Here is an 18868-nt window from a genome sequence, read left to right on the forward strand (position 1 = left end):
AATGAAGTTATCCGATGGTTTTGACGCACGTCGCTTGCGGCCTAAAGGCCCAAGCAACTGGCGGTTTCGTTTTGGCGCGGCGATCGCTGCGCTATTGGCAACACTCGGTGTACTGCTGGCCATGGCCGGTGCCGCCAGCCTGCTGGGCCGCCCACCCGCACTGGGCGAGTTGAATGCCACACCAATGGGTTCGGCAATCATCCTGGCGGTCGGGCTTTTCGTGCTGTTGCTGGGCGTCTGGCTCTGGCGCCGCTGCCGCCGCCGTGCCCGCCAATCCCTGGAGCTGGCCATGGCTCCGCACCTGATGAAAAAGCACGACTGACCCGCCATCCGACGTTTTGTCGCGCCTGATCCCGCCAGAGTTGGGTAAACTGGCCGGCTTCGCGGAGGCTGACATGCAAGACGACGACTTTTCCCTGTTCAAAAGTGCGATCCAGGGCGTAAAACCGATCAAGCACGACCGTGCCGAAACCGGCAAGCCCAAGGCCGATCGCGCGCAAATCGCCAAGCTGCGCCAGGCCGCCACCGTGCGTACCGACGCCACGACCGTGGACGGCTTGTCCGATCAGTTCGTGATCGACGTCGGGCCGGAAGACGAGTTGATGTGGGCCCGCGACGGTGTCCAGGAAAGCCAGATGCGCAAGCTGAAGGTCGGCCAGATCCCCTTCGAAGGCAGCCTCGACCTGCACGGCATGAGCGTCGAAAAGGCCCGGGAAACCCTGTGGGCATTCCTGGCCGAAGCCACCAAGTTCGAAATCCGCTGCGTGCGCGTCACCCATGGCAAAGCCGTGCGCCTGGACGGCAAGCGGCCGATGATCAAGAGCCACGTCAACACCTGGCTGCGCCAGCACCCGCAAGTGCTGGGCTTCACCTCCTGCCAGGCAAAACACGGCGGCGCCGGGGCGGTCTACGTGATGCTCAAGCGCACCATGATGGAAGGTCGCGACGAATAGCCCTCGCTTGCCGAGCTTGCAGCGCCGTGTCCGCCACCGTACCCTTGCCCTTTGCGTAAAATCCCACAGGTAGTTTCATGTCTCTGGAACAGAATTACACCGCGATTCTCGGCCAACTGGGCGAGGACGTTTCCCGCGAGGGCCTGCTCGACACGCCCAAGCGTGCTGCCAAGGCCATGCAGTACCTCTGCCGCGGTTATGAACAGACCCTGGAAGAAGTCACCAACGGTGCCTTGTTCAGCTCCGACAACAGCGAAATGGTGCTGGTCAAGGACATCGAGTTGTACTCGCTGTGCGAACATCACCTGCTGCCTTTCATCGGCAAGGCACACGTGGCCTACATCCCGAGCGGCAAGGTGTTGGGGTTGTCGAAAGTCGCGCGCATCGTCGACATGTATGCACGGCGCCTGCAGATCCAGGAAAACCTCAGCCGCCAGATCGCCGATGCGGTCCAGCAAGTGACTGGCGCCCTGGGCGTGGCGGTGGTGATCGAGGCCAAGCACATGTGCATGATGATGCGCGGCGTGGAAAAGCAGAATTCCTCGATGATCACCTCGGTGATGCTCGGCGAGTTCCGGGAAAACGCCGCCACTCGCAGCGAGTTCCTCAGCCTCATCAAGTAATCCGTCGCATGAAGAAAACCGGCATTGATCGCCGGTTTTTTTTCGCCCGTGAAAAATCAGGTAAGCTGCGCGCCCTCTTCTTCCCTGCCGCGAGGCTTAATACCGTGATCGTCAAAGCGCTTCGAGTTGGCTTGGGCCAGCTCATCATCTTCATCGACTTCATCACCCGCCCGGGCAAGAAACAGCGCCCGGCCGAGGCCCAGGCGCAGGTTGAGCAAGCCGCTCGCAGCCTGACGCTGTATCAATTCCATGCCTGCCCGTTCTGTGTGAAGACCCGCCGCACCCTGCGCCGCCTCAATGTGCCGGTGGCCCTGCGCGATGCGAAAAACAATGAGCAGGATCGCCAGACGCTGCTGGAGCAAGGCGGCCGGATCAAAGTGCCGTGCCTGCGGATTGAAGAGAATGGCGAGACCACCTGGATGTATGAGTCCAAGGTGATCATTGATTATCTGGATAAGCGGTTCTCGGCAGCCTGATAGTTTTCTGGTGTGACGACTGGCCTCATCGCGAGCAAGCTTTGCTCCCACAGGGGGCCTTGGTGAACACTGGATTTGTATTCACCACTGTCCCTGTGGGAGCAAAGCTTGCTCGCGATGGGGCCCGGACAGCCACCACAAAGCCCCCTGATATCAAGCTGCTTTTGCAGCCAACGCCTCCCGCACCACCCCCGCCAACCGCTTGAGCCCTTCATCCAACCGCGCCGGGTCGATGTGGCTGAAGTTCAAGCGCAAGTGCCCCGGATGCTGGTCCGGCTCCGGAAAGAACGGCTCCCCCGGCATGAACGCAACGTCGGCCGTCAGCGCGGCGGGGAGCAAGGTGCGGGTGTCCAGCGGCTGCCTGAGGGTCAGCCAGAAAAACAACCCGCCCTGGGGCACGTTCCAGTCCGCGATATCAGAGAAATGCTTTTGCAACGCCGCCTGGAACCGATCGCGACGGTCCCGATAGAAATCCCTCAACTCACTCAAATGGCTGCGGTATTGCTCGGTGCCGATCCATTGCAGCGCCTGCCACTGACCGATGCGATTGGTGTGCAAATCCGCCGACTGCTTGAGTCGCAGCAGGTGCGGGAACAAATCCGGGCTGGCGATCAGGTAGCCCACCCGTAGCCCCGGCAACAGGGTTTTCGACACGGTGCCGGTGTAGATCCAGCTGGCCTTCTTCAAGCGACTGACAATCGGCGTGGCACTGCCGCCATCGAACGTCAGCTCGCGGTAGGGTTCGTCCTCGATCAGGGTCACGCCAAACTCGTCCAACAGCGCCGCCACCGCATCGCGCTTGGCCTCGCTGTAGCGCACCGCCGAGGGGTTCTGGAACGTCGGAATCAGGTAGATGAACGCAGGCCGATGCCGCTCCAGCCGGGCCCGCAACTGTTTCAGGTCCGGGCCGTCGGCCTCCAGGGGCACGGTGATGCAGTCGGCGCCGAACAACTGGAAAATCTGCAACGCCGCCAGATACGTCGGCGCTTCGAGCATCACTTGTGTGCCGACGTCGATGTGCAGCTTGGCCGCCAAGTCAAGGGTTTGCTGGGAGCCGCTGACTACCAGCACCTGACTCGCCTCACAGGCCACACCCAGCGCCCGCGCCTGGGCCGCCAGGGCTTCACGCAGGGCGGGTTCGCCTTCGCTCATGCCGTACTGGCCCATGGACAACGGCATGGCCGCCCATTCCACTTTCGGCAGCATGGCTTCGGCCGGCAGGCCGCCGGCGAACGACATCACTTCAGGGCGCTGCGCCGCCGCGAGGATTTCTCGAATCAAAGAACTTTTGAGGCGCGAGACACGTTCGGAAAAAGCCATGGAGGTCACCTGTAGCGGGGCACGGGAGGAATGAGTCAAACTGGTTGACCGAAATTACGCCGACCTCTGTGGATACGTCAATATGCTTGACCTTAAAAACCCGACTTCCCAACAGATGGCCATGGAAGCGTTTTTCTTCGGTTACCAGGCGTTCACCGCCAAGGCCGATGAAATGCTCGAGCGCCGCGGGTTGAGCCGGGTGCACCAGCGCATCGTTTTTTTCATCGCCCGCTACCCGTCATTGAGCGTGAAGGAATTGCTGGCATTGCTCGGGGTGAGCAAGCAGGCGCTGAACATGCCGTTGCGGCAGCTGATGGAAATGCACCTGGTGAACAGCGTCGCGTCCGAGACCGACAAGCGCAAGCGGCTGCTGGAACTGACGGCCGAGGGCGAGCGGTTCGAACAGGCGTTGCGGCGTGAGCAGGTGAAACTGCTGGAGCGGGTGTTTGCCGAGGCCGGGGAAGCGGCGGTGGATGGGTGGTTGGCGGTGAATCTGGGGCTGGGAAAAGGTCAGGTGGCTGTCGACTGAGTTTTCTCTGCAAGCTGTGTATTGCCCGGTCTATCGCCATCGCGGGCAAGCCTTGCTCCCACAGAGGGTCTCAGCGGACACCTGCTGGAAGCAAAGCTGTTCCCACGGAGGGTCAGTGGACACCCGCTGTGGGAGCAAAGCTTGCTCGCGATAGCGCCCTCAAGGGCGATATACCCCTATCGCCAGACATTTCGTCGACAACACAGAAAACATTATTTGCTTTATTTGTATACAAAAGCATAATTCGCTTCGTGCGAGTTCCTGACCAACAGGTCAACATACTTCGCCAGCCTTACCTGCCTCAGCGCATCGCAGCCACCCCCAGGGCGTGTGCGGTGCTGGAAATAACAATAAGACTCTTGAGGAGTACTCGCTGTGGAAAGCCGCAAACCCGAAGCCCAGACGCTGGACCTCTCGCCGCCACTACGCAGTGGCTGGCTGGAACGCCTCTTCAAACTCAGCTTGCACGGCACCACGGTGAAGACCGAGCTGATTGCCGGCCTGACGACCTTCATCACCATGGCCTACATCATCTTCGTCAACCCCAACATCATGGCCGACGCCGGCATCGATCACGGTGCCGCGTTCGTCGCCACCTGCATCGCCGCCGCCCTGGGCTGCCTGTTGATGGGCCTGTACGCCAACTGGCCGGTGGGCCTGGCGCCAGGCATGGGCTTGAACGCCTTCTTCACCTACACCGTGGTCGGCACCATGGGCTACAACTGGGAAACCGCATTGGGCGCGGTGTTTATCTCCGGTGTGCTGTTCATGGTCCTGACCCTGTCACGAGTCCGTGAGTGGCTGCTCAACAGCATTCCGGTGAGCCTGCGGTTCGCCATGGGCGCGGGGGTCGGGTTGTTCCTCGGACTGATCGGCCTGAAAACCGCCGGAATCATCGTCGACAGCCCCGCCACCCTGATCAAGCTCGGCTCGTTGCGTGAGCCCGGTCCATTGCTGGCCGCGGTATGCTTCCTGATGATCGCCGTGCTCAGTTATCACCGCGTGTTCGGCGCGATCCTGATCAGTATCATCGCCGTGACCCTGGCCGGTTGGGGCCTGGGGTTGGTGCAGTACAACGGCATCCTGTCGACACCACCGAGCCTGGCCCCCACCTGGATGGCGATGGACGTAGCCGGTGTGTTCAACGTCAGCATGATCAGCGTGGTGCTGGCCTTCCTGTTCGTGCACATGTTCGACACCGCCGGCACCCTGATGGGCGTTGCCCAGCGCGCCGGCCTGGTAAAAGCCGATGGCAAGATCGAGAACCTGTCCCGCGCCTTGAAAGCCGACAGTGCCTCCAGCGTATTTGGCGCCATGGTCGGCGTGCCGCCGGTGACCAGCTACGTGGAAAGTGCCGCTGGTGTGGCGGCAGGTGGCCGGACGGGGCTTACCGCCGTGACCGTCGGTGTGCTATTTATTGCCGCCATGTTCTTCGCACCGCTGGCCGGGATGATCCCGGCCTACGCCACGGCCGGGGCCTTGATCTACGTTGCCATGCTGATGATGGGCGGCATGGCCCACATCGAATGGGACGAGGCGACCGACAGCATCCCGGCCATTGTCACGGCCATCATGATGCCCCTGACGTTCTCGGTCGCCGACGGTATCGCCCTGGGCTTCATCACCTATGTGGTGCTCAAGGCCGGCACCGGTAAACACAAGGAAATCTCCGTCAGCCTGTGGGTGCTCTGCGCGATCTTCATCGCCAAGTTCATCTTCTTGTAAGCGACAACATATCCACCCGCCTCACCCCTTGGGTGAGGCTTTTGTACATCAGGAGCAAAGCAATGAATCTGGAAACCTGGCTGTTGTTCAGTGGCGCCGCCTTGGTGGTGATCCTCATCCCCGGCCCGTTGTCGTTGTTGATGATCGGCAACAGCCTGAACTACGGCCTGCGCCGCTCGTATCCGGCGTTCCTGGGTGGGGTCATCGCGTCGATCTGCCTGCTGAGCGCCTCGGCGCTGGGGCTCGGTGCGTTGTTGATGGCGTCGGAGCAGTTGTTCAGTGCCCTGAAGATTGTCGGTGCCCTGTACCTGTTTTACCTGGCCTGGCAGAGCTGGCAGCAATCGCGCCAACCGTCCCAAGGCGCCGACGTGCCCCAGGCCGCCGCCGTCCCGCGCTTTCGCGCCCTCTTTGGCCGGGCGTTCGTGTTGGGCGCCAGCAACCCGAAAGACATCCTGTTCTTCGCCGCTTTCCTGCCGCAATTCTTGAGCGCCGAACAAGCGTTCCTGCCACAACTGCTGATCATGATCGCCACCTGGACCGTACTCGACCTGCTGTGCAAGCTGGCCTACGGCTTCGGCGCCCACGGTGCGGCGCGGTATCTGCGTACGGGTAAGGGCCAGGGCTGGTTCAACCGGGTCAGTGCCGGGTTGTTTGGCGGTGCGGGGGCGGCGTCCTTGTTGAGCCGCTAAGCGCCAAAAGCATCGCGAGCAGGCTCGCTCCCACAAAATCCAGTGTGGGAGCAACTGTCTTGGATGATTTATTTAGCCATCTTTTCCAGGGGCAGCGAGGCTCCCACAGCTCTGGGCTATGCAAGTCTGAAGGGGATTCCCATAATCACAATTCAGGCGATGCGGCCCTTCCACTCAGAACCATCCCGGATCATTGCGTTTAGACGTACCAACAAGACTCGCATACATGCGATGAGCGCAACCTTGGCGCATTTACCTTTCTCGCGCAGCGCCTTGTACCGCGCATTGAAGTCAGGCTGAAACCTGATTACAGACCAGCAGGCCATATACAGAGCGCGCCTGGCGGCGAACCTACCGCCACTGATGTAGCGTTTGCCTTTGTGCGTACCGCTGTCGTCGTTGTAGGGGGCGATACCTGCTAATGCAGCGATCTGATGCCGGCCAACCTCGCCGAGCTCTGGAAGATAGGCCATTACACTAGCCGCCGTAACGAGACCGATCCCCTTGACCGAGCGCAGACGAGTAACTTTTTCACGGTCCAGGCTTTCAGCGCTTTGATGGATCAATTTTTCTATCAGCTTAACGGCTTCACATAGATAGTCGATATGACTCTGCAACGCGGGCTTGACTGCCTCAGACGAGGCCGTTTTAAGTCTGCGCTTGTCGTCATCTCTCTGCTGAACAAAGTTTTCCCGTTGCTGGACCAGTGCGCGTAAGTCGTCCTGTTCGGCACTTGTGACCCGGCTGTTAGCAGATTTAATAACCGCTGCAAATTGTGCCAGGAGGCGCGCATCTATCGGGTCGGTTTTAGCTTGTTGTCCCATTGCTTTGGCAAAGTTCTTGGCACGGCAAGGGTTGATCCGAATGACCTCAAAGCCTGCAGCCTGAAGCGCTTTCATGACGTTTCGTTCGTAACCGCCTGTGGCTTCAAGCAACACGCGACCGACCTGATGGAGCAGTAGCCAACCAATTAATCCAGGAAAATCACCCTCGGCGTTAGGGCAACTCACCCCGACATCTAACAGATCAACCTGAACCTGAAGACTGTCTTTGGAAACATCAATACCTGCTGGATAGGAAAACATAGCCAAACCCTCTTACACTCAAGGTGAGAGCGCTCTGGCTTGGCCCACGCTTGTAACTGTTCGAGGTGGGCTCGTTCAACTGTTCGGGCTCAATGACCAGAGCGGAGAGGTGAGTGGCAGCATGGGCTCCCACACGTGCTTTAAGCACTTCGGGCGTTCAGCTTGCCGCCCACCGCTCTCACCTTCAGTCTAATCGCAGCGCAAGACACAAGCGGGCTTGCTCGCGAAGGCGCCCTCCCAGACACCCTATTTTCATGGACGAAAAAAAGCCCGCAGTGTGAGCGGGCGAAAAACCAAAGAAGCGCCATGCGCAGTCGCTTCCAAGACAAGGCAGCCGCTTGGGGTCAGCTGCCTCGATAGGTGGAATAGGCGTAAGGTGAAATCAGCAGCGGCACGTGGTAATGATCCTGCTCGGCCGAAATGCCGAAGCGCAGCACCACCACATCCAGGAACGCCGGCTCGGACAACTGGACACCACGGGCGCGGTAGTAGTCACCGGCATGGAATTGAATCTGATAGACGCCCGAACGGTAGTCATCCCCTTGCAGCAGCGGTGCGTCGCAGCGACCGTCGCTGTTGGTCAGCGCGCTGGCGAGCAGCTGCAGTTGCGAACCTTCCACACGGTACAACTCGACCTTGATCGAGCTGCCCGGGCAGCCGTGTGCAGCATCCAAAACGTGAGTAGTCAAACGTCCCATTGATTGTGCGCGCCTCGCTGCTGTGCAGTCCGGCCCGACGCCTCCTGAATCAGTTGAAAGACAGGCCGCACCATTTCGGAGCACGAAACGCCACGGCGATGAGCGAATTAAGACACTTTAAAAGAAAATTGTACACAATAAAAAACAGATATTTAGTCCGCATGCGTTCCGACAAAGGCTCCTGCCCAATCTTAAGCCACACCAACGGATGCGCCACTCTTCCAGCCATTAATTGACCAGATGGGCAGGTTTCTTGCAGTGTAGACAAACCGGGGACAGCGGTGAAAAATGCAAAAAATCAGGCTTACAAATCGCACATAAAGTTGTATACAATCACTCCATCGTCGTGACGCCAGCCTATGATCCATCGCCAGGGCGCCACCCACATGGTTCGAACAAGAAGGAAAACTGCAGTGAGCGCTGACTACCCACGCGACCTGATCGGTTACGGCAGTAACCCTCCCCATCCCCAGTGGCCGGGCAATGCCCGCATCGCCCTGTCCTTCGTGCTCAATTACGAAGAAGGCGGCGAGCGCAACATCCTGCATGGCGACAAGGAATCCGAGGCGTTCCTCTCGGAGATGGTCGCGGCGCAACCGCTGCAGGGCGAGCGCAACATGAGCATGGAATCGCTGTACGAGTATGGCAGCCGTGCCGGGGTCTGGCGGGTCCTCAAGCTGTTCAAGGAATTCGATATCCCGCTGACCATTTTCGCCGTGGCCATGGCCGCCCAGCGCCATCCGGACGTGATCCGCGCCATGGTCGCCGCCGGTCACGAAATCTGCAGCCACGGCTATCGCTGGATCGACTACCAATACATGGACGAGGCCCAGGAGCGCGAGCACATGCTTGAAGCGATCCGCATCCTCACCGAAATCACTGGCGAGCGTCCGCTGGGTTGGTACACCGGTCGCACCGGCCCCAATACCCGCCGACTGGTCATGGAGGAAGGCGGTTTTCTCTATGACAGCGACACCTACGACGACGACCTGCCCTACTGGGAACCGAACACGCCCAACGGCAAGCCGCACCTGGTGATCCCCTACACCCTCGACACCAACGACATGCGCTTCACCCAGGTGCAGGGTTTCAACAAGGGCGACGATTTCTTCCAATACCTCAAGGACGCCTTCGACGTGCTGTATGCCGAAGGCGCCGAAGCCCCCAAGATGCTCTCCATCGGCCTGCACTGCCGCCTGATCGGCCGCCCTGCCCGCCTCGCGTCCCTCAAGCGCTTCCTTGAATATGCCAAGGGTCATGAACAGGTCTGGTTCAGCCGCCGCGTCGACATCGCCCGCCACTGGCAACAGACGCACCCGTATCCGGAGGCTTCGAAATGACTGCCTTCCAGACCCTCAGACCTTCTACCTTGAACCGCGAAGCGTTCGTCAAAGCCTTCGCTGACATTTACGAACATTCGCCATGGGTCGCCGAAAAGGCTTTCGACCTGGGCCAGGACCCGTCGATCGACCAGATCGAAACCCTGCACCAGCGCATGAGCGACATCCTGTTGAGCGCCGATCACGCCAGCCAACTGGCCCTGATCAACGCTCACCCGGACCTGGCCGGCAAAGCCGCCGTCCAGGGCCAACTGACCGAAGCCAGCACGAACGAACAGGCCGGCGCCGGTATTCACCAATGCACGGCCGAAGAGTTTCAGCGCTTCACCGAGCTGAACGACGCCTACAAGGCCAAGTTCAAGTTTCCCTTCATCATGGCGGTAAAAGGCAGCAACCGGCATCAGATCCTCGCGGCGTTCGAAACGCGCATCCATCACTCGGTAGACACCGAATTCAAATGCGCGCTGGCAGAGATCAACAAGATCGCGTTGTTCCGATTACTGACCCTTTAGCGAGCAGCTTGGCCTTCGGGCTCCTGCAAGCATTCCCAGCCAACTTATTTAAAGGCAGACAAGAAGAATGAAAGCTTACGCCGTACCTTTCGAGAAGTTCGTCAACCTGGCCGATGCCCGCCTCGGCACCAAGATCATCTCGGTCACCGATGACTGGTTCGCCGACGCCAACCGTTTGTTCCAACCGACCCCGGCCGTATGGAAGGAGGGCGTGTTCGATGACAACGGCAAGTGGATGGACGGCTGGGAATCGCGGCGCAAGCGCTTCGAAGGCTACGACAGCGCGGTGATCCGCCTGGGTGTGGCCGGCTCGATCAAAGGCGTGGACATCGACACCTCATTCTTCACCGGTAACTACCCACCGTCGGCCTCCCTGGAAGCCTGCTTCCTGACCGAAGGCGAGCCAGACGAAAACACCCAATGGACTGAAGTGCTGTCGGCCGTCGAGCTGCAAGGCAACAGCCACCACTACCACGAAATCAGCAACGACCAGGCCTTCAGCCACCTGCGCTTCAATATCTACCCCGATGGCGGCGTGGCTCGGTTGCGGGTCTACGGCATTCCGTTCCGCGACTGGTCGGCCGTGGGCGACAATGAACAGATCGACCTGGCTGCCGCCCTCAATGGTGGCCGTGCCCTGGCCTGCTCCGACGAACACTTCGGCCGCATGAGCAACATCCTCAACCCGGGTCGTGGCGTCAACATGGGCGACGGCTGGGAAACTGCCCGTCGTCGTACCCCGGGCAATGACTGGGTGATCGTCGCCCTGGGCCATGCCGGCGAAGTCGAGAAAGTCATCGTCGACACCCTGCACTTCAAGGGCAACTACCCCGACAGCTGCTCGATCCAGGGCGCGTTCGTCAAGGGCGGCACCGACAGCCAGATCGAAACCCAATCGCTGTTCTGGCGCGAGCTGCTGCCGAGCCAGAAACTGGAAATGCATGCCGAACACACCTTCGCCGAGCAGATCAAAGCCCTGGGACCGATCACCCATATCCGCCTGAACGTGTTTCCGGATGGCGGCGTGAGTCGCCTGCGGGTGCTCGGTAAGGTGTCGAAATAAGGGTGAACCCGAATCGCGAGCAAGCTCGCTCCCACATTTGAAATGCATTCCCCTGTGGGAGCGAGCTTGCTCGCGATGGCAGCACAACAAACAACACAAAATTCAAGGTAAGAAAACCAGCATGCGCACACTCAAGATCGAACCGTTGACCAAAGAAGCCTTCGCCCCGTTCGGTGACGTGATCGAAACCGACGGCAGCGATCACTTCATGATCAACAACGGTTCGACCATGCGCTTCCATCGCCTGGCGACAGTGGAAACCGCCACGCCGGACGACAAGGCGATCATCAGCATTTTCCGCGCCGACGCGCTGGACATGCCGCTGACCGTACGCATGCTGGAGCGCCATCCGCTGGGCAGCCAAGCCTTCATTCCGCTGCTCGGCAACCCCTTTCTGATCGTGGTCGCGCCACTTGGCGATGCACCTGTATCAGGCTTGGTCCGCGCCTTCGTCACCAACGGCAGGCAGGGCATTAATTACCATCGCGGCGTCTGGCACCACCCGGTGCTGACGATCGAAAAGCGGGATGACTTCCTGGTGGTTGATCGCAGTGGCACAGGCAATAACTGCGATGAGCATTTTTTCAAAGAGGATGAGTGTTTGATCCTCGCCCCCCACCAATAAGAGAAGGTCCGATCACGCGAAAACAAGCGTGACGGGCGAGAGGTAAAGACTGTGGAAGCACATATGCTGGAATGGCTGAACCTGAGCGTACGCTGGGTTCACATGATCACTGGCGTGGCCTGGATCGGCGCGTCGTTCTACTTCGTCTGGCTGGAAAACAACCTCAATCGCGTCAACCCCAGGAGCGGCCTGGCTGGCGACCTGTGGGCCATCCACGGCGGCGGCATCTACCACCTGGAAAAATACAAACTCGCGCCACCCTCCATGCCGGACAACCTGCACTGGTTCAAGTGGGAAGCCTACTTCACCTGGATGTCGGGCATCGCGCTGTTGTGCGTGGTGTTCTATTGGAACCCGACCGTCTACCTGCTGGCTCCCGGCAGCAGCCTGAGTGGTCCCGAAGGCGTCGCCCTGGGCCTCGGTTCGTTGCTCGTCGGCTGGTTCGTCTATTCCTTTCTTTGCGACTCAGCCCTGGGCAAGCGCCCTGCCCTGCTCGGCGTGATCCTGTTCGTACTGTTGATCGCTGCGGCCTACGGGTTCAGCAAGGTGTTCAGCGGTCGCGGCGCCTACCTGCACGTCGGGGCGGTCATCGGGACGATCATGGTTGGCAACGTGTTCCGCATCATCATGCCGGCCCAGCGTGCACTGGTGGCGGCCATCACCGAGAACCGCACGCCCGATCCTGCACTGCCGGCCAAGGGTTTGTTGCGTTCGCGCCACAACAACTACTTCACCCTACCGGTGCTGTTCATCATGATCAGCAACCATTTCCCGAGCACCTACGGCAGCCAGTACAACTGGCTGATCCTGGCCGGGATCGCCGTGGCGGCGGTGCTGGTGCGCCACTACTTCAACACGCGCCATGACAGCAACCGGTTTGCCTGGACGCTGCCGGTCGGTGCCCTGGCGATGATCTGCCTGGCGTATGTCACAGGTCCCAAGCCCATGCCCACCGCACCGGAGGTGGCCAAGGCGCCCGGCGTGATCGAGTACCAACCGTTGCCGGAAACGGCAGTGGGGGGTGGCGCAAAACCGGCGACGGCCCCCGCCGCACCGACAGCGGCGCCCACTCAGGCCGCCAACGCCCAGGGCCCTTCGTTCGAGAAGGTCCACAGCGTGATCCAGGAACGCTGCTCGGTCTGCCACTCGGCCAAGCCCACCAGCCCGTTGTTCAGCGCCGCGCCGGGCGGGGTGATGTTCGACACCCCGCAGCAGATCCAGCAACAGGCCGCGCGCATCCAGGCCCAGGCCGTCACCAGCCAGATCATGCCATTGGGCAACATCACCCAGATGACCCAGCAGGAACGCGATCTGATCGGCGCGTGGATCAACCAGGGCGCGCGGACCAACTGAACCTCGCGCGCCAATAGCGTCACATGTCATACCGCTGACAGGCCGACCGGCTCACCACCGGCCGCCCGTCAGCGACTGCCTGCGCCTCAACAATAAAAACAAGAGGAAAGCACCCGATGACCCAGCCCCTCCATCACGCCCCAAATTCGCCGCGCATGCGCCGTTGCAGGGCACTTGAGCCCTGCGGTGCAAGCCCGTACCCTGCGCGGCCGTTCGAAACCGGCCGACACAAAACCCCTCTCCGATCCTGACCGGCCCGCCAACTTATCCCGGCACCGGCGGATAGAATAAGCGCCCTTCTGAACACACCTTTTTCGACTGTTCCAAACAGCTGGATGAGCCTTTTCCCGGGTTTCCCCCGGCCTTGGCTCAGCTCTTGCTATCAGCATTCGCCACGCTCAAAAAGCTGACCGAACGGATGTTTTTTAGTCCATGGAAAAAGGCGCCACACCAGAGCGCTGACCTGAAAAAAAGCGGTACCACTTACCTTTGGGAGCAAACCGAATGAAACGTACGTGCACCAGCCTGATACTCGCAGGATCCTTGTTGGCCGGGGGCCAAGCGATGGCCGACGACCTGTTCCAGTGGCAGAACAACAGCCTGACCTACCTGTATGGCAAGGATTTCCAGGTCAACCCGCGCATCCAGCAGACCGTGACCTTCGAACACGCCGACGCCTGGAAATACGGGGACAACTTCTTCTTTCTCGATCGGATCTTCTATAACGGCCAGGACGACAGCCAGTCCGGCCCGAACACCTACTACGGCGAGTTCAGCCCACGCCTGTCGTTCGGCAAGATCTTCGACCAGAAGCTGGAACTTGGCCCGATCAAGGATGTGCTGCTGGCCATGACGTATGAGTTCGGCGAAGGCGACAACGAGTCCTACCTGATCGGCCCGGGCTTCGACCTGGCGATCCCCGGCTTCGACTACTTCCAGCTGAACTTCTACAACCGCCAGACCGAAGGCCCGCGCGCCGGCGACAACGTCTGGCAGATCACCCCGACCTGGGCCTACACCCTCCCGGTGGGCTCATCCGACATCCTGATCGACGGTTTCATCGACTGGGTGGTGGACAACGACACCAACTCCAAGGGCACCTACCACGCCAACCTGCACATCAACCCGCAGATCAAATATGACCTGGGCAAGGCGTTGAAGCTCGGCGCCAAGCAGTTGTATGTGGGTGTGGAGTATGACTACTGGAAAAACAAGTACGGGATCGAAGACAGCGACGGGTTCAAGACCAACCAGAGCAATACCAGCTTCTTGCTGAAGTACCATTTCTGACCTGACTGAGCCTCAGGTTTAGAGCTCACCGCAAATCCCTTGTGGGAGCGGGCTTGCTCGCGAAAGCGGACCATCAGCCAACATCAATGTTGAATGTTCAGTCTCCTTCGCGAGCAAGCCCGCTCCCACATTGGTTGTGTGCCAACCACAAGTTCAGCGCCCACCACAAATCCCCTTGTGGGAGCGAGCCCGCTCGCGATTGCGGTGGATCAGTTACCCCTGCGCCAACCCCAAAAACCGACTCAACGCCTCACGCTGCGCCAACGCATCCTGGCGTCCCAGCTCGATCAGTTCGCTGCAATACCCCGCCTCGAACAACAGATAACTCAGCACCCCCGCACCGCTGGTCTTGGTCGCGCCCGGCCCGCGCAAGAATAACCGCAACGCACGGGGCAGCTCCTGGCGATGACGGGCGGCGATTTCGTCGATCGGCTGGCTGGGTGAGATCACCAGCACATCTACTGGCGCCGCGCCGAGGGCATGGGCCGGTACGTCATCAGGCAGCAGGTGACTGAACCCGTTCAGGCGCTCAAGCAACTCGATGTCGCTTTCCAGGCTGTCAATGAACGTGCTGTTGAGCATATGTCCGCCGATCTGCGCCAGGGTCGGTTGCAGGCCGGTGTAGCTGCGCTCGGAGGGATCCTGCCCGCCTGCGCCACGGGGGTTGCCGCTGACGCCGATCACCAGCACACGATTGGCTCCCAGGTGCAATGCCGGGCTGATGGGCGCCGATTGCCGCACCGCGCCGTCACCGAAATATTGCGGGCCGATCCTGACCGGCGCGAACAATAACGGAATCGCCGAGCTGGCCAACAGATGCTCCACCGACAACTGCGTCGGCACACCAATACGCCGGTGGCGCAGCCAGGCATCAATGGTCCCGCGCCCCTGGTAGAAGGTGACGGCCTGGCCGGACTCATAACCGAACGCCGTCACCGCCACCGCTCGCAATTGCTGCTCGGCGATGGCCTGCTCGATGCCCGAGGCATGGAATTGGGCCTGGAGCAGTTCGCGCAACGGCGAACTGTCGATCAGCGCCACCGGCAGCTTGGCCCCCAGGCCTAGTAGGCTATGAATGATGAAACGCCTGGCCTGGGCAATAACGCCCCGCCAGTCGCTGCGCATGACCTGATGGCTGCGCACCGTTTGCCAGAACGCCGTCAGCCGTTCGATGGCGGTCTTGAAGTCCATCGCCCCGCTCGCCAGGCTGACCGCGTTGATCGCCCCCGCCGACGTGCCGACGATCACCGGAAACGGATTTCGTGCCCCGTCCGGCAACAATTCGGCGATGGCCGCCAGTACGCCTACCTGATACGCCGCTCGAGCCCCGCCGCCGGAAAGAATCAATCCTGTAACCGGTTCAGCTGGGGTCATCGCAATGCTCCGTGCTCAAGGTGCTGCTGAAAAATGGCGGACTGCTGGCTCAACCGCGCTTGTCGTACAGCTTGGGCTCGCCCGGCGGACGGCTCTTGAAGCGCCGATGCGCCCAAAGGTATTGCTCGGGGCAAGCGCTCACCGACTGCTCGACCCACTGGTTGATGCGGATGCAATCGGCTTCCTCGGTCTCGCCTGGGAAATCCGTCAGCGGGGCCTGGATCACCAGGCGATAACCCCTACCGTCGGCCAGGCGTTCCTGAATGAAAGGCACCACCAGCGCCTTGCCCAGGCGGGCGAACTTGCTGGTAGCGGTGACCGTCGCGGCCTGGACGCCGAACAGCGGTACAAACACGCTTTGCTTGGCGCCGTAATCCTGGTCCGGCGCATACCAGATCGCCCGCCCGGCCCGCAGCAGCTTGAGCATGCCGCGCACGTCGTCACGCTCCACCGCCAGGGAGTCGAGGTTATGCCGCTCGCGGCCCCGGCGCTGGATGTAGTCAAACAGCGGGTTCTTGTGCTCGCGGTACATCCCGTCGATGGTGTGCTGCTGGCCGAGCAAGGCCGCGCCGATTTCCAGCGTGGTGAAATGCAGCGCCATCAGGATCACGCCCCTGCCCTCGCGCTGGGCCTGCTTGAGGTGCTCCAGCCCTTCGACATGGGCCAGTTTCGCCAGCCGCGAACGCGACCACCACCAACTCATCGCCATTTCGAAAAAGGCGATGCCGGTGGAGGCAAAGTTATCCTTGAGCAGCCGCTTGCGCTCGGCAGCGGACTTTTGCGGGAAACACAGTTCCAGGTTGCGACGGGCGATGCGCCGTCGGTCGCCGGCCACCCGGTACATCAGCGCACCCAATGCACGACCGACCCGCAGCAGTAACGGATAAGGCAACTGGACGATCAGCCACAACAGCCCCAGGCCGCACCACAGCAGCCAGAAACGCGGATGAAAAAATGCAGTTCGAAAACGCGGGCGATCCATTACAGCTTCCATTAAGACATGGGCCGCGCATTCTACATTGTTCGACCCGGGTTGCGGCTGGCGGACGATCTCGTTATAAGTCTCGGCACTTTTAGTGACAAGCCGTTGTACGCCGACCATGAGCCAAACCGAACCGCTAGACCAAGATCCCGTGTTCCAGCTGAAGGGCAGCATGCTCGCCATTACGGTGCTGGAGCTGGCCCGCAACGACCTGGAAAGCCTTGACCGGCAACTGGCGGCGAAAGTCGCCCAGGCGCCGAACTTCTTCAGCAACGCCCCGCTGGTGCTGGCCTTGGACAAGCTGCCGGCCGGCGAAGGCGCGGTGGATCTGCCCGGCCTGATGCGCGTTTGCCGCCAGCACGGCTTGCGTACCCTGGCGATCCGCGCCAGCCGCATCGAAGACATCGCCGCCGCCATCGCCGTGGACATTCCCGTGCTGCCGCCGTCCGGCGCCCGGGAGCGCGTGCTTGAGCTGAGCCCGGTCGAAGCAAAGAAAGCCCCGGAAAAACCACCGGAGCCCACCATCAAGCCGACGCGCGTCATCACTTCGCCAGTGCGCGGCGGGCAGCAGATCTATGCCCAGGGTGGCGATCTGGTCATCGTGTCCTCGGTCAGTCCGGGGGCGGAACTTCTGGCCGATGGCAACATCCATGTATACGGCCCGATGCGCGGTCGCGCGCTGGCCGGCGTCAAGGGGGATACGAAAGCCAGGATCTTCTGTCAGCAATTGAGCGCTGAACTGGTCTCCATCGCCGGGCAGTACAAGGTCTCCGAGGATTTGCGCCGCGATCCGCTGTGGGGGGCCGGCGTTCAGATCAGCCTGTCGGGCGACGTGTTGAACATCATTCGGCTTTAACGGATACTGCCGCATTTTCCAAGCATCTCTAAAACGAGCGAAAACGGCTTAAACGACGTAGGAAAAAGGATCAGGCAGTGTTTACCGGAGGTAGACCCCGCCCGACATCCGATTCCAGCCAAGCCTGTCCAATTGCAGCAGTTTTCCAGAGATGTTTTTCAGGGACTGACAAAGTCCTTTTTCCTTAGGGGTGAAACACCTTGGCCAAGATTCTCGTGGTTACATCCGGCAAGGGTGGTGTGGGTAAGACCACCACCAGCGCCGCTATCGGTACCGGCCTCGCTCTGCGCGGCCACAAGACAGTCATCGTCGACTTCGACGTCGGCCTGCGTAACCTGGACCTGATCATGGGGTGCGAGCGTCGCGTGGTCTACGACTTCGTCAACGTAGTCAATGGCGAAGCGAACCTGCAACAAGCCCTGATCAAGGACAAGCGCCTTGAGAACCTCTACGTGCTGGCCGCCAGTCAGACCCGCGACAAAGACGCGCTGACCCAGGAAGGCGTGGAAAAAGTGCTGATGCAACTCAAGGAAGACTTCGAGTTCGTGGTGTGCGACTCCCCGGCCGGTATCGAGAAAGGTGCCCACCTGGCCATGTACTTCGCTGACGAAGCGATTGTCGTGACCAACCCGGAAGTGTCGTCGGTCCGTGACTCCGACCGCATGCTGGGCCTGCTGGCGAGCAAATCCCGTCGTGCAGAGAAGGGCGAAGAGCCGATCAAGGAACACCTGCTGCTGACCCGCTACAACCCGCAACGGGTCAGCGATGGCGAAATGCTCGGCGTCGAAGACGTCAAGGAAATCCTCGCCGTCACCCTGCTGGGTGTCATTCCGGAATCCCAAGCGGTACTCAAGGCTTCCAACTCCGGCGTGCCGGTGATTCTCGACGACCAGAGCGATGCCGGCCAGGCATACAGCGATGCCGTTGATCGCCTGCTGGGCAAAACCGTGGAACATCGTTTCCTCGATGTAACGAAGAAGGGTTTCTTCGAGCGCCTGTTTGGAGGTAGGTAATGAACCTTTTTGACTTCTTTCGTGCCAACAAAAAGCCCAGTACCGCCTCGGTCGCGAAAGAGCGTCTACAGATCATCGTGGCGCACGAACGCGGCCAACGCAGCACCCCTGACTACCTGCCGGCCTTGCAGAAGGAACTGGTGGAAGTGATCCGCAAGTACGTCAACATCGGTAGCGATGACGTGCATGTGGCACTGGAAAGCCAGGGCAGTTGCTCGATCCTGGAACTCAACATCACCCTGCCGGATCGCTGATAGCTCCGGCTGGAGCCACGGCGGCTCGGGCCCCAAAGTTCTTCACCCTGTGCTCCCACAGGGTTAGGAAAAAAGGGCCCGAGCCGCCGTTGGCGTTTGTAACGAGAC

At 60.6% G+C, this 18868-nt stretch carries 21 protein-coding genes; 16 read left to right on the forward strand and 5 right to left on the reverse strand.

Annotated elements, in window-relative coordinates; all coding sequences use genetic code 11:
• Window position 1 precedes the first annotated feature (1 nt).
• The 4 genes from HU749_RS22005 (at window position 2) to HU749_RS22020 (ending at window position 2052) form a co-directional block, all read left to right on the forward strand.
• Entirely contained in the window at window positions 2-322 is a 321-nt protein-coding gene (locus tag HU749_RS22005) for a hypothetical protein (RefSeq protein ID WP_014339620.1), read from the forward strand.
• Between the two features lie 73 nt (window positions 323-395).
• Entirely contained in the window at window positions 396-953 is a 558-nt protein-coding gene (locus HU749_RS22010; protein ID WP_003204497.1) for a Smr/MutS family protein, read from the forward strand.
• Window positions 954-1030: 77 nt separating this feature from the next.
• Window positions 1031-1576 carry a GTP cyclohydrolase I FolE gene (gene folE / locus HU749_RS22015; RefSeq protein WP_003204506.1) on the forward strand — a complete coding sequence of 182 codons (546 nt, stop codon included), beginning with the start codon at window positions 1031-1033 and terminating at the stop codon, window positions 1574-1576.
• A gap of 104 nt (window positions 1577-1680) precedes the next feature.
• On the forward strand, window positions 1681-2052 hold the full coding sequence (locus HU749_RS22020; protein ID WP_046065646.1) for a glutathione S-transferase N-terminal domain-containing protein: 372 nt from the start codon (window positions 1681-1683) through the stop codon (window positions 2050-2052).
• A 153-nt stretch (window positions 2053-2205) separates the two neighbouring features.
• On the opposite strand, the gene HU749_RS22025 is transcribed toward HU749_RS22020, so the two are convergent.
• On the reverse strand, window positions 2206-3372 hold the full coding sequence (locus HU749_RS22025; RefSeq protein ID WP_079305120.1) for an aminotransferase-like domain-containing protein: 1167 nt from the start codon (window positions 3370-3372) through the stop codon (window positions 2206-2208).
• 82 nt (window positions 3373-3454) lie between these two features.
• Between HU749_RS22025 and HU749_RS22030 the strand changes: the two genes are divergently transcribed.
• The 3 genes from HU749_RS22030 (at window position 3455) to HU749_RS22040 (ending at window position 6315) form a co-directional block, all read left to right on the forward strand.
• The gene (locus HU749_RS22030) at window positions 3455-3901 is read left to right on the forward strand and encodes a MarR family winged helix-turn-helix transcriptional regulator (protein WP_014339671.1); all 447 of its coding nucleotides are present in this window, start codon (window positions 3455-3457) and stop codon (window positions 3899-3901) included.
• 375 nt (window positions 3902-4276) lie between these two features.
• Complete coding sequence (locus HU749_RS22035; protein WP_046065632.1) at window positions 4277-5626, forward strand: NCS2 family permease; 1350 nt, start codon at window positions 4277-4279, stop codon at window positions 5624-5626.
• Between the two features lie 62 nt (window positions 5627-5688).
• On the forward strand, window positions 5689-6315 hold the full coding sequence (locus HU749_RS22040) for a LysE family translocator (RefSeq protein WP_079305116.1): 627 nt from the start codon (window positions 5689-5691) through the stop codon (window positions 6313-6315).
• A gap of 152 nt (window positions 6316-6467) precedes the next feature.
• Here HU749_RS22040 and HU749_RS22045 read toward each other — a convergent pair whose 3' ends face one another.
• Together HU749_RS22045 and uraH are read right to left on the reverse strand one after the other, a co-directional pair.
• A complete protein-coding gene (locus tag HU749_RS22045) occupies window positions 6468-7400 on the reverse strand; it encodes an IS110 family transposase (RefSeq protein WP_186652569.1) in 933 nt (310 codons plus the stop codon).
• Window positions 7401-7744: 344 nt separating this feature from the next.
• Window positions 7745-8098, reverse strand: coding sequence for a hydroxyisourate hydrolase (uraH, locus tag HU749_RS22050; RefSeq protein ID WP_186652467.1), 354 nt, complete (start codon window positions 8096-8098; stop codon window positions 7745-7747).
• A gap of 413 nt (window positions 8099-8511) precedes the next feature.
• On the opposite strand from uraH, the gene puuE reads away from it, so the two are divergent.
• The 6 genes from puuE to HU749_RS22080 all read left to right on the forward strand — a co-directional run bounded on the left by puuE (window position 8512) and on the right by HU749_RS22080 (window position 14281).
• Window positions 8512-9438, forward strand: coding sequence for an allantoinase PuuE (gene puuE, locus HU749_RS22055; RefSeq protein ID WP_014339675.1), 927 nt, complete (start codon window positions 8512-8514; stop codon window positions 9436-9438).
• Entirely contained in the window at window positions 9435-9950 is a 516-nt protein-coding gene (gene uraD / locus HU749_RS22060) for a 2-oxo-4-hydroxy-4-carboxy-5-ureidoimidazoline decarboxylase (RefSeq protein WP_095963170.1), read from the forward strand. Before puuE ends, uraD begins: the two co-directional genes overlap by 4 nt.
• 67 nt (window positions 9951-10017) lie before the next feature.
• Window positions 10018-11013 carry an allantoicase gene (gene alc, locus HU749_RS22065; protein ID WP_095963169.1) on the forward strand — a complete coding sequence of 332 codons (996 nt, stop codon included), beginning with the start codon at window positions 10018-10020 and terminating at the stop codon, window positions 11011-11013.
• Window positions 11014-11134: 121 nt separating this feature from the next.
• Entirely contained in the window at window positions 11135-11638 is a 504-nt protein-coding gene (locus HU749_RS22070) for an ureidoglycolate lyase (protein ID WP_039594514.1), read from the forward strand.
• Between the two features lie 51 nt (window positions 11639-11689).
• On the forward strand, window positions 11690-12991 hold the full coding sequence (locus HU749_RS22075) for a urate hydroxylase PuuD (RefSeq protein ID WP_079305110.1): 1302 nt from the start codon (window positions 11690-11692) through the stop codon (window positions 12989-12991).
• A 504-nt stretch (window positions 12992-13495) separates the two neighbouring features.
• Window positions 13496-14281 carry an outer membrane protein OmpK gene (locus HU749_RS22080; RefSeq protein ID WP_018612491.1) on the forward strand — a complete coding sequence of 262 codons (786 nt, stop codon included), beginning with the start codon at window positions 13496-13498 and terminating at the stop codon, window positions 14279-14281.
• 213 nt (window positions 14282-14494) lie between these two features.
• Here HU749_RS22080 and HU749_RS22085 read toward each other — a convergent pair whose 3' ends face one another.
• Together HU749_RS22085 and HU749_RS22090 are read right to left on the reverse strand one after the other, a co-directional pair.
• Window positions 14495-15655 carry a patatin-like phospholipase family protein gene (locus HU749_RS22085; RefSeq protein ID WP_079305108.1) on the reverse strand — a complete coding sequence of 387 codons (1161 nt, stop codon included), beginning with the start codon at window positions 15653-15655 and terminating at the stop codon, window positions 14495-14497.
• 49 nt (window positions 15656-15704) lie between these two features.
• Window positions 15705-16637: a lipid A biosynthesis lauroyl acyltransferase gene (locus tag HU749_RS22090; RefSeq protein WP_079305106.1), complete on the reverse strand. Its 933-nt coding sequence runs from the start codon at window positions 16635-16637 to the stop codon at window positions 15705-15707.
• A gap of 118 nt (window positions 16638-16755) precedes the next feature.
• Between HU749_RS22090 and minC the strand changes: the two genes are divergently transcribed.
• The 3 genes from minC (at window position 16756) to minE (ending at window position 18760) form a co-directional block, all read left to right on the forward strand.
• Window positions 16756-17493 (forward strand): septum site-determining protein MinC, encoded by a 738-nt coding sequence (gene minC / locus HU749_RS22095; RefSeq protein ID WP_186652466.1) that lies wholly within the window; start codon window positions 16756-16758, stop codon window positions 17491-17493.
• A gap of 200 nt (window positions 17494-17693) precedes the next feature.
• Window positions 17694-18506, forward strand: coding sequence for a septum site-determining protein MinD (gene minD / locus HU749_RS22100; protein ID WP_003179114.1), 813 nt, complete (start codon window positions 17694-17696; stop codon window positions 18504-18506).
• On the forward strand, window positions 18506-18760 hold the full coding sequence (gene minE, locus HU749_RS22105; protein WP_003179111.1) for a cell division topological specificity factor MinE: 255 nt from the start codon (window positions 18506-18508) through the stop codon (window positions 18758-18760). Before minD ends, minE begins: the two co-directional genes overlap by 1 nt.
• Window positions 18761-18868: the final 108 nt, after the last annotated feature.

The sequence above is a fragment of the Pseudomonas ogarae genome (assembly GCF_014268695.2).
Classification (GTDB): domain Bacteria; phylum Pseudomonadota; class Gammaproteobacteria; order Pseudomonadales; family Pseudomonadaceae; genus Aquipseudomonas; species Aquipseudomonas kilonensis.